The sequence below is a fragment of the Rhodococcus sp. P3_B8 genome (assembly GCF_056402775.1).
The window spans coordinates 1-15,865 of sequence record NZ_JBFUGT010000146.1; the positions used below are offsets into that span (position 1 = coordinate 1).

A 15,865-nucleotide genomic window follows, 5' to 3' on the forward strand; every position below is an offset into this window, starting at 1 on the left:
ATCGTGTGGGGTGACCGTCGCTGGGTCGCCCGCGGCGGCGAGAAGGGCACCGTCCTCGACATCGCCATCTGGGCGGTGCCGTTCGGCCTGATCGGCGGCCGTCTCTACCACGTGATGACCGACTGGCCGACGTACTTCGGGGAGGGCGGCGACCCTGTCGACGCCCTGAAGGTGTGGCAGGGCGGTCTCGGTATCTGGGGCGCCGTGGCGCTCGGCGGTGTCGGCGCCTGGATCGGGTGTCGCCGTCGCGGCATCCCGCTGCCTGCGCTCGGCGACGCGGTCGCGCCCGCGATCCTGCTGGCGCAGGCGATCGGCCGGCTCGGAAACTACTTCAACCAGGAACTCTACGGTCGCGAGACCGACGTGCCGTGGGGGCTCGAGATCTTCGAGCGGCGCAACGACGTGGGCCAGGTGTCGCCGCAGCTGATCGACGGGGTGTCCACCGGCGAGGTCGCGTTCGTGGTGCACCCGACGTTCCTGTACGAGGCGCTGTGGAACGTGCTGATCGTGATCCTGCTCGTGTGGGTCGATCGCCGCTTCCGCATCGGTCACGGCCGACTGTTCGCCCTGTACGTGGCCGGTTACTGCGCCGGCCGCTTCTGGATCGAACTGATGCGCAGCGATCACGCGAGCCTCATCGCCGGTGTCCGCGTGAACTCGTTCACCTCCGCCCTGGTGTTCGTCGCGGCCCTGGTGTACTTCTTCGCCGCCACGAAGGGCCGCGAGGACCCGGCCGAATTGCGGCCCGCCGACGGCGAACCGGTCGACGGCGAGACCGCGGAGAAGGAGCCCGAGAAGAACGTCGAGGACGCAGGCAAGGACGAGGGCACGTCGGAGCCGGTATCGGACGACAAGGCCGCGAGTACTGCGAGTACCGGCGGCGAGGCGGGCACGAAGACCATCGACAGCAAGAAGGATGACGCGAATGACTGAACCGGGGAAAGCATCCGACGATTCCGGCAAGGGTGCATCCGAGGACGCACACAAGGTCGACCTGGGCAAGAGCAGCGACGGCACGGAGAACAGCACGGAGTCGAGCCTGCCGCCCGAGTTCGGCTCTCCCTTCGATTACGACGCCACCGCCGAGGCTTCGCTGTCCCAGCCGCCGGCCACGTCGGACGCGACGCCGTCACCGAGTTCGACCGGCACCGGACCGGGCTGGGACACCTACTCCGGTGTCGGCAACGGTCCGGGGTGGGGGTCCACGCCGACCTACCCGTCGCCGAGCGGCACCGAGCCGACGGCCCCGTTCCCGAACGTGGGCGAGCCGACTTCGCCGACCGCGCCCTACACCGGGTACGAGAACCCCCAGCAGCAACCGGACGGTCCCACCTACGGCGCACCCGACCCCAACTACGGCGCGCAGTACGGGGCGGCTCCGCAGTCGTCGCAGGACTACCCGCAGCCCGGGTATCAGCAGCCCGGGTACGGACAGCAGCAGGGTTACCCCCAGCAGGGGTTCCCGCCGCCCGGATACGCCCCCGCCGGCTACAACGCGTACACCGATCCGTCGGCGCCGTTCGGCAGGCACCCGCTGACGGGTGAGCCGTACTCCGACAAGTCCAAGCTGACCGCCGGTCTGCTGCAGATCTTCCTCGGCGGCTTCGGAGTCGGGCGGTTCTACCTGAACCAGCCCGGCATCGCCGTGGCGCAGATCGCCGTCACGTGGCTCACCTGTGGAATCGGCGGAATCTGGCCGCTGGTCGACGGCATCATGATGCTGACCGGGAGCGTGAAGGACAAGTACGGACGACCCCTGCGGGAGCAGTGACGATCCCCGGCCGATTTGTGGCCCGTGTTGCTGATGCGACACGGGCCACAGTGCTTTCCGGGGCCGGATTCGGCATATCGTGCGAGGTATCGGTCCTGGTAAGCTGAGCGCGCCGGGTGTATGTCCGGTAACAACCTTCACGGGCCGATGCTGTCCCGGTAGACCCCCGAAAAGCAGTTAGCGCCCGTCGTGGCGACCCCGCTAGCGGAGGCCGCCGACAGCACGTGCGGAGCGCACACACTGGTGGTCTTCCCGGCCGATGTGGAGGTATATCGGTGCTGTTCTCTCAGTTGCCCGGTCCTCAGGGCTTGTACGACCCGGACCAGGAAGTCGATTCCTGCGGCGTCGCGATGGTGGCGGACGTGCACGGCCGCCGCTCACACTCCATCGTCTCCGACGGACTCCTCGCCCTCGAGAATCTCGAGCACCGCGGTGCGGCGGGATCGGAACCGAACAGCGGAGACGGCGCCGGCATCCTCCTCCAGCTCCCCACCGAATTCTTCGCGGACGTCGTCGACTTCGATCTCCCGGCGCCGCTCGACGACGGCAACAGCACGTACGCGGCGGGCACCTGCTTCCTCCCGCACGACCCGCAGGCGCGGGCGGCGGCGCAACGACGCGTGTCCGACCTCGCGGCCGAGGAGGGGCTCGACATCCTCGGCTGGCGCCGGGTGCCCGTAGATCCGGACGGCGCGGACGTCGGTTCCACGGCCCGGGCCTGCGAACCGCACATGAGCCAGTTGTTCGTCACCGCACCCGCCGTCGGCGGGATCCGGCCCGGCGGCCTGGCACTCGACCGCCTGGTCTACGCGCTGCGCAAGCGGGCCGAGCAGGTCACTCCCGAGATCGAGTCCGAGGGCAGCGGCGTGTACTTCCCGTCCCTGTCGAGCCGGACCGTCGTCTACAAGGGAATGCTGACCACGTCCCAGCTGTCGCGGTACTTCCCGGACCTGCGCGACCCCCGGATCGCGAGTGCGATCGCGATCGTGCACAGCCGGTTCTCGACCAACACGTTCCCGTCCTGGCCGCTCGCGCACCCGTTCCGGTTCGTCGCGCACAACGGCGAGATCAACACGGTCCGCGGCAACCGGAACCGCATGCGCGCCCGCGAGGCGCTGCTGTCGAGTTCGGTGATCCCCGGCGACCTGCGCAGGCTGTATCCGATCTGCACCCCCGACGCGTCGGATTCGGCGTCGTTCGACGAGGTGCTCGAACTGCTGCACCTTGCAGGCCGCAGCGTGGCACACGCGGTGATGATGATGGTGCCGGAGGCGTGGGAGAACGACACGTCGATGTGCCCCGACCGGCGGGCGTTCTACCAGTTCCACGCGTCGCTGATGGAGGCGTGGGACGGACCGGCGTGCGTGACGTTCACCGACGGGACCGTGGTCGGCGCCGTGCTCGACCGCAACGGCCTGCGTCCGGGACGCTGGTGGCAGACCGTCGACGGGCGGGTGGTCCTCGCGAGCGAGAGCGGTGTCCTCGACGTCCCGCAGGCGGAGGTCGTGGCGAAGGGCCGCCTCGAACCGGGGCAGATGTTCCTGGTCGACACGTCCGAGGGCCGGATCGTGCCCGACGAGGAGATCAAGATGCGGCTCGCGGCGGAGCGGCCGTACGCCGAGTGGCTGTACGCCGGTCTGCTCGAACTGAAGACGCTGCCTGATCGCCCGCACGCGCAGCACAACCACGAGTCGGTGGTGCGACGGCAGGTGGCGTTCGGGTACACCGAGGAGGATCTGCGCATCCTGCTCGCGCCGATGGCCGCGTCCGGCGGCGAGCCCCTCGGCTCGATGGGGACGGACACCCCGATCGCGGTCATGTCGCAGCGTTCGCGGCTGTTCTACGACTACTTCGTCGAACTGTTCGCGCAGGTCACGAACCCGCCGCTCGACGCGATCCGCGAAGAGATCGTGACGTCGCTGTCGCGGGTCATGGGCCCGGAGCAGAACCTGCTCGAGCCGACCGCGGCGTCGTGCAGGCAGATCGTGCTGCCGTGGCCGGTGCTCGACAACGAAGAGCTGAACAAGATCATCAACGTGAACGCCGACGGCAACCATCCGGGGCTGGCCGCGACGGTGCTGCGCGCGCTGTACGACGTGGAGCGCGGCGGTGCGGGGGTGGCCGAGGCGATCGAGGAATTGCGGGCGCAGGCGAGCGCCGCGATCGCGGACGGCTATCGGACGCTGGTGATCTCGGACCGCGACTCCGACCACACCCGCGCGCCGATCCCGTCGCTGCTCGCGGTCGCCGCGGTGCACCATCACCTGGTGCGGACCAAGGAACGCACCAAGGTGGCGCTGGTCGTCGAATCCGGTGACGCCCGCGAGGTCCATCACCTGGCGCTGCTCATCGGGTACGGCGCCGCCGCGGTCAACCCGTACCTCGCGATGGAGTCGATCGAGGACCTCGTGTCCGAGGGCGAACTCACCGGCGTCGAGCACACGATCGCCGTGCGGAACTACCTCACCGCTCTCGGCAAGGGTGTGCTGAAGGTAATGTCGAAGATGGGCATCTCCACCGTCGGCTCGTACACCGCGGCGCAGGTGTTCGAGGCGATCGGCCTGGACCGCGGCCTCGTCCACGAGTACTTCACAGGCACCGTCAGCAAGCTGGGCGGCGCCGGTCTCGACGAGATCGCCCGCGAGGTCACCGTCCGCCACCGGCAGGCGTACCCGGACAACCCGGCCGAGTTCGCCCACCGGCGGCTCGAGGACGGCGGCGAGTACCAGTTCCGCCGCGACGGCGAACTGCACCTGTTCACGCCGGAGACTGTGTTCCTGCTGCAGCACGCGACCCGCACCGGTCAGCACGAGGTGTTCGAGAAGTACAGCGAGGAGGTCAACCGGCTGGCCGAGGCCGGTGGCGCACTGCGCGGCCTGTTCACGTTCCGCGAGGGCGTGCGCCCGCCGGTGCCGCTGGACGAGGTGGAACCGGTCGAGCGGATCGTCACCCGGTTCAATACCGGCGCGATGAGCTACGGCTCGATCTCCGCCGAGGCCCACGAGACGATGGCCGTCGCGATGAACAATCTCGGCGGGCGCTCCAATACGGGCGAGGGCGGCGAGAACGTCGACCGCCTCTACGATCCGTCCCGCCGCAGCGCCGTCAAGCAGGTGGCGAGCGGGCGGTTCGGTGTCACCAGCGACTACCTGATCAACGCCAGCGACATCCAGATCAAGATGGCGCAGGGCGCGAAGCCCGGTGAGGGCGGCCAGTTGCCGGCGTACAAGGTGTACCCGTGGGTCGCGGAGACCCGGCATTCGACGCCGGGGGTCGGGCTCATCTCGCCGCCGCCGCACCACGACATCTACTCGATCGAGGATCTCGCCCAGCTGATCCACGACCTGAAGAACGCCAACGACCGGGCCCGGGTCCACGTGAAGTTGGTCAGCTCGGTGGGTGTGGGAACGGTCGCCGCCGGCGTCAGCAAGGCGCACGCCGACGTGGTCCTGATCTCCGGGAACGACGGCGGAACCGGCGCCACCCCGCTGACGTCGATGAAGCATGCCGGGGCGCCGTGGGAGATCGGGCTGGCCGACGCCCAGCAGACACTCGTGCTCAACGGTCTCCGCGACCGCATCACCGTCCAGTGCGACGGCGGGATGCGCACCGCGCGGGACGTCGTGGTCGCGGCGCTCCTGGGTGCGGAGGAGTTCGGGTTCTCGACGGCCCCGCTGATCGTGGCGGGCTGCATCATGATGCGGGTCTGCCACCTCGACACCTGCCCGGTCGGTGTCGCCACCCAGAACCCGGAGCTGCGCAAGCGGTATACCGGCAAACCGGAGTTCGTGGAGGAGTTCTTCCGCTTCGTCGCCGAGGACGTGCGCCAGTACCTGGCGGACCTGGGGTTCCGCAGCATCGACGAGGCCGTCGGTCACGCCGACGTCCTCGAGACCGCGCAGGGGATCGCGCACTGGAAGAATCGCGGACTCGACCTCACCCCGATCTTCGCCGTGCCCACCGGACCGGACGGGGCGCCGCTGCCGCAGCGGCGCCGGGACCGCGATCAGGATCACGGACTGGACCGGGCGCTGGACCGGACGCTCATCCAGCTGGCCGAGGGTGCCCTCGAGGACGCGCACGCCGTGGAGATCGAGATGCCGGTGCGCAACGTCAACCGGACCGTCGGCACGCTGCTCGGTGCGGAGGTGACCCGCCGGTACGGCGCCGCCGGGCTGCCGGACGACACGATCCGGCTCACGTTCACGGGTTCGGCGGGGCAGTCGCTCGGCGCGTTCCTGCCGCCGGGCATCACCATCGACCTGACCGGTGACGCCAACGACTACGTAGGCAAGGGATTGTCGGGCGGACGGATCGTGGTCCGTCCCGCCGACGACGTCCTGTTCGTCCCCGAAACCCAGGTGATCGCGGGCAACACCCTCCTCTACGGTGCCACCTCGGGCGAACTGTATCTGCGGGGCCGCGTCGGCGAACGTTTCTCGGTGCGCAACTCCGGTGCGTCGGCCGTCGTGGAGGGCGTCGGCGACCACGCCTGCGAGTACATGACGGGCGGACGGGTCGTGATCCTCGGACCCACCGGCCGGAACATGGCGGCCGGCATGTCCGGCGGCATCGCGTACGTCCTCGACCTGGACCCCGAGGACGTGAACCCGGCGATGGTGAAGCTCCTGCAACCCGACCCGGACGACCTCGACTGGTTGTGCGGCGCGGTCACCCGCCACCACCGCTGGACCGGTTCCGCTGTGGCGGCGTCGGTGCTCGCCGACTGGCCCCGGCGGTCCGCGTTGTTCACCAAGGTGATGCCGGTGGACTACCAGCGGGTGCTGGACGCGACCCGGATCGCCAAGGCCGAGGGACTCGACGTGGACACTGCGATCATGGAGGCGGCACGTGGCTGATCCGCAGGGCTTTCTGCACATCGTCAAGAAGGAGGCGCGCAAGCGTCCGGTCGCGGAGCGGGTGCACGACTGGCACGAGGTGTATGCGCCGCAGAGTCCGGCGGAGCGGGCCGCCGAGGTGTCCGAGCAGGCCGCGCGGTGCATGGACTGCGGAATCCCGTTCTGCCACTCGGGAAGTGCGGGCTGCCCGCTGGGCAACCTGATCCCGGAGTGGAACGACCTGGTGCGGCGCGGCCGCTGGTCGGCGGCCAGTGAGCGCCTGCACGCCACCAACAACTTCCCGGAGTTCACGGGGCGGGTGTGTCCGGCGCCGTGCGAGTCGGCGTGTGTGCTCGCCCTCGCCGACACGCACACGACCGGCAGCGTCACCATCAAGCGGATCGAGCAGGCCATCGCCGACGTCGCCTGGGAGTCCGGCTCGGTGGTGCCCAAGCCGCCGATGATCGCGACGGGCCGCAAGGTGGCGGTGGTCGGTTCCGGCCCGGCAGGCCTTGCGGCGGCACAGCAGCTGACCCGGGCGGGGCACGACGTGACCGTGTACGAGCGCGACGACCGGCTCGGGGGACTGCTGCGGTACGGCATCCCGGAATTCAAGATGGAGAAGGCGATCCTCGATCAGCGCCTGATGCAGATGCGCGCCGAGGGTACGCACTTCGTCACCGACTGCGAGGTCGGCGTCGACCTCACCGTGGAGCAGATGCGCGAGAACTTCGACGCCGTCGTGCTCGCGATCGGCGCGCTCCGGGGCCGCGACAACACGACCGTCGAAGGCCGGGAGCTGAACGGGATCCACCTCGCGATGGAACACCTCGTCACCTCGAACAAGGAATGCGAGGGTGACGGTCCCGCGACGATCACCGCCAAAGGCAAGCATGTCGTCATCATCGGCGGCGGCGACACCGGGGCCGATTGCCTCGGAACGGCGCACCGCCAGGGTGCGCTGTCGGTGACCCAGCTGGACTACAACCCGGAGTTGCCGACGGAACGGGACGAGGCCGCGACGCCGTGGCCTGCGTGGCCGATGGTGCTGCGCACGTCGCCCGCGCACGCCGAGGGCGGTGTCCGCCGGTATCAGGTCGCGGTGCAGCGTTTCCTCGGCGACGAGAACGGGAACGTCCGATCCATGGTGCTCGCCGAGGTCCGGGTCACCCGCGAGGACGGCAAACGCATCATCACGCCGGTCGGCGAGGAGATCGAATTACCGTGCGAACTGGCGCTTTTCGCGATCGGATTCGAGGGTGTCGATCTCGGCCCGCTGCTCGACGACTACGGGCTGTCGCCCACCCGGCGCGGATCGCTCTCCTGCGGCCCGGACTGGCAGACCACCGCACCCGGGGTCTTCGTCTGCGGGGATGCGCACCGCGGCGCGTCGCTGGTGGTGTGGGCGATCGCGGAGGGCAGGTCCGCGGCGCACGCCGTCGACGTGTATCTGACCGGGGCGTCGGACCTCCCGTCGCCGGTGCATCCGACGGCGCTCCCGCTGGCAGTCGTCTAAATGGAGAAGGGCGCGCGGGGCGACTAGGCTCGAGGCCGTGAACCGACGCACGAAGATCGTATGCACACTTGGACCTGCTACCGCCACCGGTGACCGTATTCGCGAGCTCGTCGAAAGCGGTATGGACGTGGCGCGGCTGAATTTCAGCCACGGCGAACACGCCGACCACGAGGAGAACTACAAACGCGTCCGGGCCGCCTCGGACGCGACGGGGAAGGCGGTCGGTGTCCTCGCCGACCTGCAGGGCCCGAAGATCCGGCTCGGCCGGTTCGCCGAGGGGCGCACCACGTGGGCCAACGGTGAGGAAGTGCGGATCACCGTCGACGAGGTCGAGGGCACCCACGACCGGGTGTCGACCACCTACAAGCAGCTCGCCGAGGACGCCAAGGCGGGTGACCGCCTGCTGGTCGACGACGGCAAGGTCGGTCTCGTCGTCTCCGGGGTGGACGGCAACGACGTGATCTGCCGGGTCACCGAGGGCGGCCCGGTCAGCAACAACAAGGGTGTGTCCCTGCCGGGGATGAACGTGTCGGTCCCGGCGCTGTCGGAGAAGGACATCGCCGACCTCGAGTTCGCGCTCGGCCTCGGCGTCGACTTCATCGCCCTGTCGTTCGTGCGGTCGCCGGCCGATGTGGAACTGGTTCACGCCGTGATGGATCGGGTCGGTCGCCGGATCCCGGTGATCGCGAAGCTCGAGAAGCCGGAGGCGATCGACAACCTCGAGGCGATCGTGCTGGCGTTCGACGCGGTGATGGTCGCCCGTGGTGACCTGGGTGTGGAGTTGCCGCTCGAGCAGGTGCCGCTGGTGCAGAAGCGGGCGATCCAGATCGCCCGGGAGAACGCGAAGCCGGTCATCGTGGCCACCCAGATGCTCGAGTCGATGATCGAGAACTCGCGGCCCACCCGCGCCGAGGCGTCCGACGTCGCGAACGCGGTCCTCGACGGCGCGGACGCGGTGATGCTGTCGGGTGAGACGTCGGTCGGTAAGTACGTGATGGAGACGGTGCGCACGATGGCGCGGATCGTCGAGGCGGTGGAGAACGAGTCCACCCAGGTGCCGCCGCTGACGCATGTGCCGCGCACCAAGCGCGGTGTCATCTCCTATGCCGCCCGCGACATCGGGGAGCGGCTGGATGCGAAGGCGCTGGTCGCGTTCACCCAGTCCGGGGACACGGTGCGCCGGCTGGCGCGACTGCACACGCCGCTGCCGTTGCTGGCGTTCACCCCGCTGCCTGAGGTGCGCAGCCAGTTGTCGCTGACGTGGGGCACCGAGACGTTCATCGTCGACCCGGTCGAGAGCACCGACGCCATGGTGCGGCAGGTCGACCACGCCCTGCTCGGGTTGGGCCGGTACCAGAAGGGTGAACTGGTGGTCATCGTGGCCGGGTCGCCGCCCGGCACCGTAGGCTCGACCAACCTGATCCACGTCCACAGAATCGGCGAAGAGGACCACTAGGTGAGCGAAGTCGCGGCGAAGACCGATCTCCAGACTCTGCTCGAACTTCTCGATCTCGAGAAGACCGGCGAGGACACGTACCGAGGTCGGCATCCCGCGCAGGTGGGTAGCCGGACGTTCGGCGGCCAGTTGATTTCCCAGGCACTGGTCGCCGCCGGCCGCACCGTGAGCGGCGAGCGTGCCGTGCACGCGATCAACGCTCACTTCATCCGCGGCGGCGACGTCAAGGAACCCATCGAATACCGCGTCGAGCGGCACCGTGACGGACGGGCCTTCGCGAACCGTCAGGTCACGGCGCTGCAGAACGGTGAGGAACTGTTCGTCATGCTGGCGGCGTTCCAGGACTGGGGCAAGGGTCTCGAGCACGCGGTCGAGGTGCCCGACGTCCCGTTCCCGGACACGCTGCCGCCACTGGGCGACCACTTCCTGGGGTACGAGGATCGACTGAAGATGTTCGTCGACGCCCTCAAGCCGATCGACATGCGTTACGCGAACGACCCGTCGTGGATCATGAAGGGCACGGGGGAGAAGCTCACCCACAACCGGGTCTGGATGAAATCGGACGGCGACCTTCCCGACGACCCGCTCATTCACGTGGCCGTCATGGGCTACTCGTCGGACACCACGGTCCTGGATTCGATCATCACCACCCACGGACTGTCGTGGGGGCTGGACCGGATCGTCGCGGCCACCGTCAACCATTCCATTTGGTTCCACCGGCCGTTCCGGTTCGACGACTGGACGCTCTACGCCACCGAGTCGCCGGTCGCAGCAGGGTCCCGCGGCCTCGCGACGGGGCGCTTCTTCTCCCTGGAAGGCGAGTTGCTGGCCACCGTGGTTCAGGAAGGTCTCATCCGCCACTTCCCGCCGCGGAAGTAGCGACTCCGCCATTCCTTTGCCACCGAACGGTTTTGAACGGTAGTCCAACTGGTGGCCGCGGCGTATGGTCGGTCTGGAATCTCCGAAACGGAACGGACGTGCATTATGAGCGCAGACGCACCCGAGCAGAAGAACACCGGCCGGCCGGCCGAGACCGAAGTTCCCCTTCCCGACGACGAGGCGCTCGCCGCAGCCAAGAAGAAGGTGGAGGAGATCGACGCCCGCTACGAGCCGGGCGCCCGCGAGACGGTCGTCCTGCCCGGCTCCGACGGCACGGTGTCGGGTACCGCCTTCGATGACTACGTCGACGACGAGGGCAACCTGAAAATGCCTGAGCCCGAGAAGGACTCGTAGACTCCCGTCGACGGGGCCCATTCTCCCTGCCCGATGTCCCACCTGTGCGGCCGAAACCGCCCAAATGGGACATCGGGCGACGTGTGGGTGCGCGTCGATGCGTGTCCTGCGTGTATCTCTCGCCGACGACCGAGGTCCGGGGTTAGACTTCGCCATCTGTTCTGGTGAGTTTCACCTCGTGATCGGGGATATGGGTCGTGGACTGGAACAACGTCGTCTGGGACAGCGCAATGTGGCTGCTCAAGGCCTACGTCATGACTGTCGTCGCGTTCGTCGTCGTAGTGATACTGCTCGCGCGGTTCACCAAATGGGGTAGGCAGTTCTGGCGCTTCGCCGCGCCGTACTTCAATCCGCGGCGCAGCCTGAAGCCGTTGACGATCCTGGCGGTGCTGCTGCTGTCGACGGTCTTCGCGGTGCGGATGACGGTGCTGTTCTCCTACTGGTACAACGACTTCTACGATTCGATCCAGAACCTGGACGAGTCGGCGTTCTGGCACTTCCTCCGCGTCTTCGCCCTTCTGGCGACGGTCCACGTGGTGCGGGCCCTGATCGAGTACCTGATCGGGCAGACCCTCGACATCGACTGGCGGACGTGGCTCAACCACCATCTCGTCGACGACTGGCTCGACAGCCGCGCCTACTACCGTGACCGGTTCCTGGACGACGCGATCGACAACCCGGACCAGCGCGTTCAGGCCGACATCACCAACTTCGTGACCACGTCCCGCTCGCTGTCGATGGGCGCGGTGACGGCCGTGCTGTCGATCGTGTCGTTCACGGGGATCCTGTGGGATCTGTCCGGCCCGATGACGGTGTTCGGCGTCGAGATCTCGCGGGCGATGATCTTCCTCGTCTACATCTATGTGCTGGTGACCACGGTGGTGGCGTTCTGGATCGGCAAGCCGCTCATCAAGCTGAACTTCCTCAACGAGAAACTGGGCGCCAACTTCCGCTACGCGCTGATCCGGGTGCGGGAGTACGGCGAGAGCATCGCGTTCTACCGCGGCGAGAACGTCGAGCGCCGCACCCTTGCCGGACGGTTCGCGGACGTCATCCGGAACATGTGGCAGATCGTCTTCCGGACGTTGAAGTTCAGTGGATGGAACCTCACCGTCAACCAGACGGCCGTCATCTTCCCGTTCCTCGTGCAGGGGCCCCGGCTGTTCACCGGTCAGGTGTCGCTCGGTGACGTGATGCAGACGTCGCAGGCGTTCGGGCAGGTCCACGACTCCCTGTCCTTCTTCCGTGAGTCGTACGCCGACTTCGCGAGTTTCCGCGCCACCCTCATCCGACTCAACGGTCTGGCCAACGACAACCAGCACGCCGCCGAACTTCCGATCCTGAAGACCGGCAAGTCGGGCGACGACCTCCAGGTCGAGAAGCTGGACGTGCGCATCCCCACGGGCCAGACCCTCATCGAGGGCCTCGAGCTCACCGTGACCCCCGGGCAGTCGTTGCTGGTCAAGGGCCCGTCCGGCTCGGGCAAGACCACCCTGCTCCGCACGCTCGCCGATCTGTGGCCGTACGCCGACGGCACGGTGTCGCGACCCGCGGGAGAGGCCATCTTCCTGTCCCAGCGGCCGTACCTGCCGCTCGGTTCGCTGCGAACCGCACTGGCGTATCCGAAGGAGCCGACAGCGGCCGACGACGTCGTGCGCGACGCGCTGTCGAAGGTGTCGCTCGGCAATCTGGGGGATCGGCTCGACGAGACCGCCGACTGGACGCGGATCCTGTCGCCGGGTGAGCAGCAGCGTCTMGCGTTCGCGCGGGTGCTGATCGCACGGCCCGCAGTGATCTTCCTCGACGAGGCCACGTCGGCCATCGACGAGGGCCTGGAATACACGCTCTACACCCTGCTCCGGACCGAACTCCCGGACAGCATCGTGGTGAGTGTGGGTCACCGCAGCACCCTCAACCAGTTCCATTCCCGCGGTGTGGAACTGGAGGGCGAGGGCCGGTGGACGGAGTCGGAACTCGTCGGGTGACTCTGCGGCGGGCTACCCGGCGTCCAGCCGAGTCGTGAACTGCAGGACGCGATAAGGGTCACCGGTCGTCGTGTTCCATTGCGACACAAACAGATGCAGCTCGCCCAGTGTGGACGCCGGATGGATGAATCCACCGTAGATCTGCGCCCACGTGCCGTCCGTCGCTCCCCAGTCGCCGCCGGCGATCTGCACGGTCGGTTCCGACCAGGGTCCGTCGATGCGCTCCGCCGTGCGTGTGACGATCGCGTACGCGGCGGGATCGAAGTACGCGAGGACCCAGGTGCCGTCGATCCGTCGCAGGCACATCTCGCCGACGGGGCCCGGCAGGATCGGGGTCGCGGGCTGTCCCCACGCCCACCCCGTGCCGCGGTCCCAGCCCCACTCTTCGTAGGCTCCGGGCTCGAGGATGCACGGTTCGGGGACCCGCCGGAGGATCATCCCACCCGGATTGGTGCGGTCGAACGCGCTCGAGACGACGTAGACGTAGCCGTCGTGCCGCTCCATGGTCCACAGCTGATCGAGCGACCCACCACGGTTGTCCCAGCGGGCGGGTGAGCGGTGCCAGTTCTCGCCGCCGTCGTCGGACCAGGCGAGATACGTGAAATTCGTCGGCCACGCACGTGACCTCCACGAGTGCACACTGACGACGGRCAGATACGTCCGATCACCGATCGTGACGGCGTCGGCAGGGACGACGGTGAACTCGGTGCCCGCCGATTCCCGGTCGGGAAGTTCGCGGACATCGTGCGCGTTCGGCAGGATCTCCCGCGCCGTCCGGCCGCCGGCCGCGGAGTCGAACTCGATGCCGCCCCGGAGATCGGTGGTGGTGGAGCGCAACATCACGGGGCTGCGCCACCGCCTGCCGTGCCGGCCGTGCGAGCTGAACGTGTCGCCGAAGAAGAACGCGACTCTCCCGTCGGCGAGGCGCGCGGGACAGCCGAGGTCGGTGCCGTGTACACCCCAGCGTCGCGTCGCCTCGCCGGTGACCTCCTTCACGAAGGTCGCTGCCGGTGTGGTTGTGCTGCCCGCGATACGCGCTTCTCCCGTGTCGGTGAATCCGGTGGTCAGGACGTCTTGCGGTAGGACGCGGCGAGTTCGTCGGCCCGATCCCACGGGGACCAGTCGACCTCGCGGCCGTCCAGTTGCGCTTCGACTACCTCGAGTCCCGCGTGCCAGCCGGCGGCGTGGGCGTAGGCGGATTCTTCTTCTTCCACGGTGTGGGTGAGCGTCAGCCAGCAGCCTCCGCTGCCGTCGGGGACGAGTTCCCAGTGCAGGGTCTCGGCGTCCCACAGGTATTCGAGGATGTGCGCGGGATGCACCGAGATGACCGTCCCGGTGGTGGTCTGATCTGCGGGCAATCCGAATCGGCGCACCTGCTCCGGCGTCACGCGGAAGACGAGTTCGGCGCCCGGGGTGAGGTCGAATTCGACGTCGGCGGGGAACCAGGCCTTCAGGTACTGCGGGTCGGTGAGAACTCGCCACACCTTCTCCGGCGAGTGCGAGAGCGCTTGCTGGAATCGAAGGGCTACCCGCCCGTCGTAGGTGAAAGTGACGGTGCCGAGCTCCATGGGTGACCTCCGTGCTCGAGGGCGTACCTGTTCCACCATGGTACTGGCAGGACGGCGCAGATCCCCAGGATCGGGCACAAAAAACCGCCGCTACCTGCGGGGTCGTCAGTCGCCGGCGGAAGAGAGCCCCAGAACCTGCAGGCGGTGCGGGTCGGCGAGGATGTCGATCCGGGCGATCTTCCCACCTGAGACGGTGAAGGCCATGACGGACATGGCCTTTCCCTCGGGTGCGGTCACGACCCCGGCGGCGCCGTTCACCAGGGCGAGCCGGGCGAAAGGAGCGAAGCGCGCGAAGGTGAGGGCCTGCTCGCTGACGGCGCGGGCTCCGCGCACGAGAGAGGATCCGTCCGCGCCGCCGTCGGCCCGCAGGACGATGTCCGGGTCGAGCAGGGCGAGGAGATCGTCGAACCGGCCGCCCCGCGAGGCGGCCATGAATGCCTCGACGATCTCGCGCTGCCGGGTCAGGTCGGCATCCGGAACCGGCTCCGACCCCTGGACGCGGCGGCGCGCGCGGCTCGCCAGCTGACGGGACGCGGCGGGGGTGCGTCCGGCGATCGGGGCGATCTCGTCGAAGGACAGTGCGAACATGTCGTGCAACACGAAGGCGAGCCGCTCGGCGGGCGTCAGCGTGTCGAGCACGACCAGCAGCGCGAGTCCGACCGAATCACCGAGCACCGCCTCGTGCTCGGGATCGGCCCCGTCCAGCTCGCTCACGATCGGATCCGGCACATGGACGTCCAGGGGCTCCTCACTGCGCATCTTCCGTGAGCGGAGCATGTCGAGGCACACCCGGGCGACGACCGTCGTCAGCCAGCCCCGCAGATTCTCCACATCCGAGGTCTCGGCACGGCTGAGCCGGAGCCAGCCCTCCTGCACGGCGTCCTCCGCTTCGCTGATCGAGCCGAGCATCCGGTAGGCGACCGCAGACAGATGCGTTCGGCTCTCCTCGAAGCGGTGTGCCAGAACTTCGTCGTCGTTCATCTGTCACATTCTGCCGTCGCGGTTCGTCATGTCAGTGAGAACGAAAATCACCCGGTGTGACATCAGATCACCCGAATACCTTTGGAGGCAGGCAATCATGAAAGCCCGGATGACCAACCCCGCGAGGATCGTTCCCGACGCCATGAAGTCTCTGCTGGCTCTGGGAACGGCAGCGTCGAAGGCGGACGTGCCGCCGGTGACGCACGCTCTCGTCCATCTGCGGTCGAGCCAGATCAACGGCTGCAGCGTGTGCGTCGACATGCATTCGCGTGAGCTGGAGAAGGAGGGCGAGACCAACGAGCGGATCTTCGCGGTGGCCGCGTGGCGGGAGGCTCCGTACTTCAGCGACGCCGAACGCGCGGCCCTGGCGCTGGCCGAGTCGATGACCCGGTTGAGCGACCGTTCGGACCCGGTGCCCGACGACGTGTGGAACGAGGCCGCCCGGCACTACGACGAGCAGGCGCTCGCGTCGCTGGTCCTGTCGATCGCCACCGTGAACCTCTGGAACCGGCTCAAC

The 15,865-nt window shown here is 68.2% G+C and carries 12 protein-coding genes; 9 read left to right on the forward strand and 3 right to left on the reverse strand.

Annotation, left to right across the window (positions count from 1 at the left end; all coding sequences use genetic code 11):
- The 8 genes from lgt to AC1D1G_RS29295 all read left to right on the forward strand — a co-directional run.
- A partial coding sequence (gene lgt / locus AC1D1G_RS29260) for a prolipoprotein diacylglyceryl transferase (RefSeq protein ID WP_477954797.1) occupies positions 1–933 on the forward strand: 933 nt, incomplete at its 5' end.
- The gene (locus tag AC1D1G_RS29265; RefSeq protein ID WP_317567708.1) at positions 926–1,771 is read left to right on the forward strand and encodes a TM2 domain-containing protein; all 846 of its coding nucleotides are present in this window, start codon (positions 926–928) and stop codon (positions 1,769–1,771) included. The genes lgt and AC1D1G_RS29265, both read left to right, overlap by 8 nt.
- A 275-nt stretch (positions 1,772–2,046) precedes the next feature.
- Positions 2,047–6,630 carry a glutamate synthase large subunit gene (gltB, locus tag AC1D1G_RS29270; protein WP_477954799.1) on the forward strand — a complete coding sequence of 1,528 codons (4,584 nt, stop codon included), beginning with the start codon at positions 2,047–2,049 and terminating at the stop codon, positions 6,628–6,630.
- Positions 6,623–8,125 carry a glutamate synthase subunit beta gene (locus AC1D1G_RS29275; protein WP_283334309.1) on the forward strand — a complete coding sequence of 501 codons (1,503 nt, stop codon included), beginning with the start codon at positions 6,623–6,625 and terminating at the stop codon, positions 8,123–8,125. Before gltB ends, AC1D1G_RS29275 begins: the two co-directional genes overlap by 8 nt.
- A 37-nt stretch (positions 8,126–8,162) precedes the next feature.
- On the forward strand, positions 8,163–9,581 hold the full coding sequence (gene pyk / locus AC1D1G_RS29280; RefSeq protein ID WP_009473661.1) for a pyruvate kinase: 1,419 nt from the start codon (positions 8,163–8,165) through the stop codon (positions 9,579–9,581).
- Positions 9,582–10,460, forward strand: coding sequence for an acyl-CoA thioesterase (locus AC1D1G_RS29285; RefSeq protein ID WP_009473660.1), 879 nt, complete (start codon positions 9,582–9,584; stop codon positions 10,458–10,460).
- 105 nt (positions 10,461–10,565) lie between these two features.
- Entirely contained in the window at positions 10,566–10,814 is a 249-nt protein-coding gene (locus AC1D1G_RS29290; protein ID WP_477954800.1) for a hypothetical protein, read from the forward strand.
- Positions 10,815–11,011: 197 nt separating this feature from the next.
- A complete protein-coding gene (locus tag AC1D1G_RS29295; protein WP_477954801.1) occupies positions 11,012–12,799 on the forward strand; it encodes an ABC transporter ATP-binding protein/permease in 1,788 nt (595 codons plus the stop codon).
- 12 nt (positions 12,800–12,811) lie between these two features.
- Here AC1D1G_RS29295 and AC1D1G_RS29300 read toward each other — a convergent pair whose 3' ends face one another.
- From AC1D1G_RS29300 to AC1D1G_RS29310, 3 genes are all read right to left on the reverse strand, one after another.
- The gene (locus AC1D1G_RS29300; RefSeq protein WP_477954802.1) at positions 12,812–13,795 is read right to left on the reverse strand and encodes a DUF4185 domain-containing protein; all 984 of its coding nucleotides are present in this window, start codon (positions 13,793–13,795) and stop codon (positions 12,812–12,814) included.
- Between the two features lie 68 nt (positions 13,796–13,863).
- A complete protein-coding gene (locus tag AC1D1G_RS29305; RefSeq protein ID WP_005260370.1) occupies positions 13,864–14,367 on the reverse strand; it encodes an SRPBCC family protein in 504 nt (167 codons plus the stop codon).
- Between the two features lie 105 nt (positions 14,368–14,472).
- Positions 14,473–15,348 (reverse strand): sigma-70 family RNA polymerase sigma factor, encoded by an 876-nt coding sequence (locus tag AC1D1G_RS29310; protein WP_477954803.1) that lies wholly within the window; start codon positions 15,346–15,348, stop codon positions 14,473–14,475.
- Between the two features lie 97 nt (positions 15,349–15,445).
- On the opposite strand from AC1D1G_RS29310, the gene AC1D1G_RS29315 reads away from it, so the two are divergent.
- A partial coding sequence (locus tag AC1D1G_RS29315) for a carboxymuconolactone decarboxylase family protein (protein WP_477954804.1) occupies positions 15,446–15,865 on the forward strand: 420 nt, incomplete at its 3' end.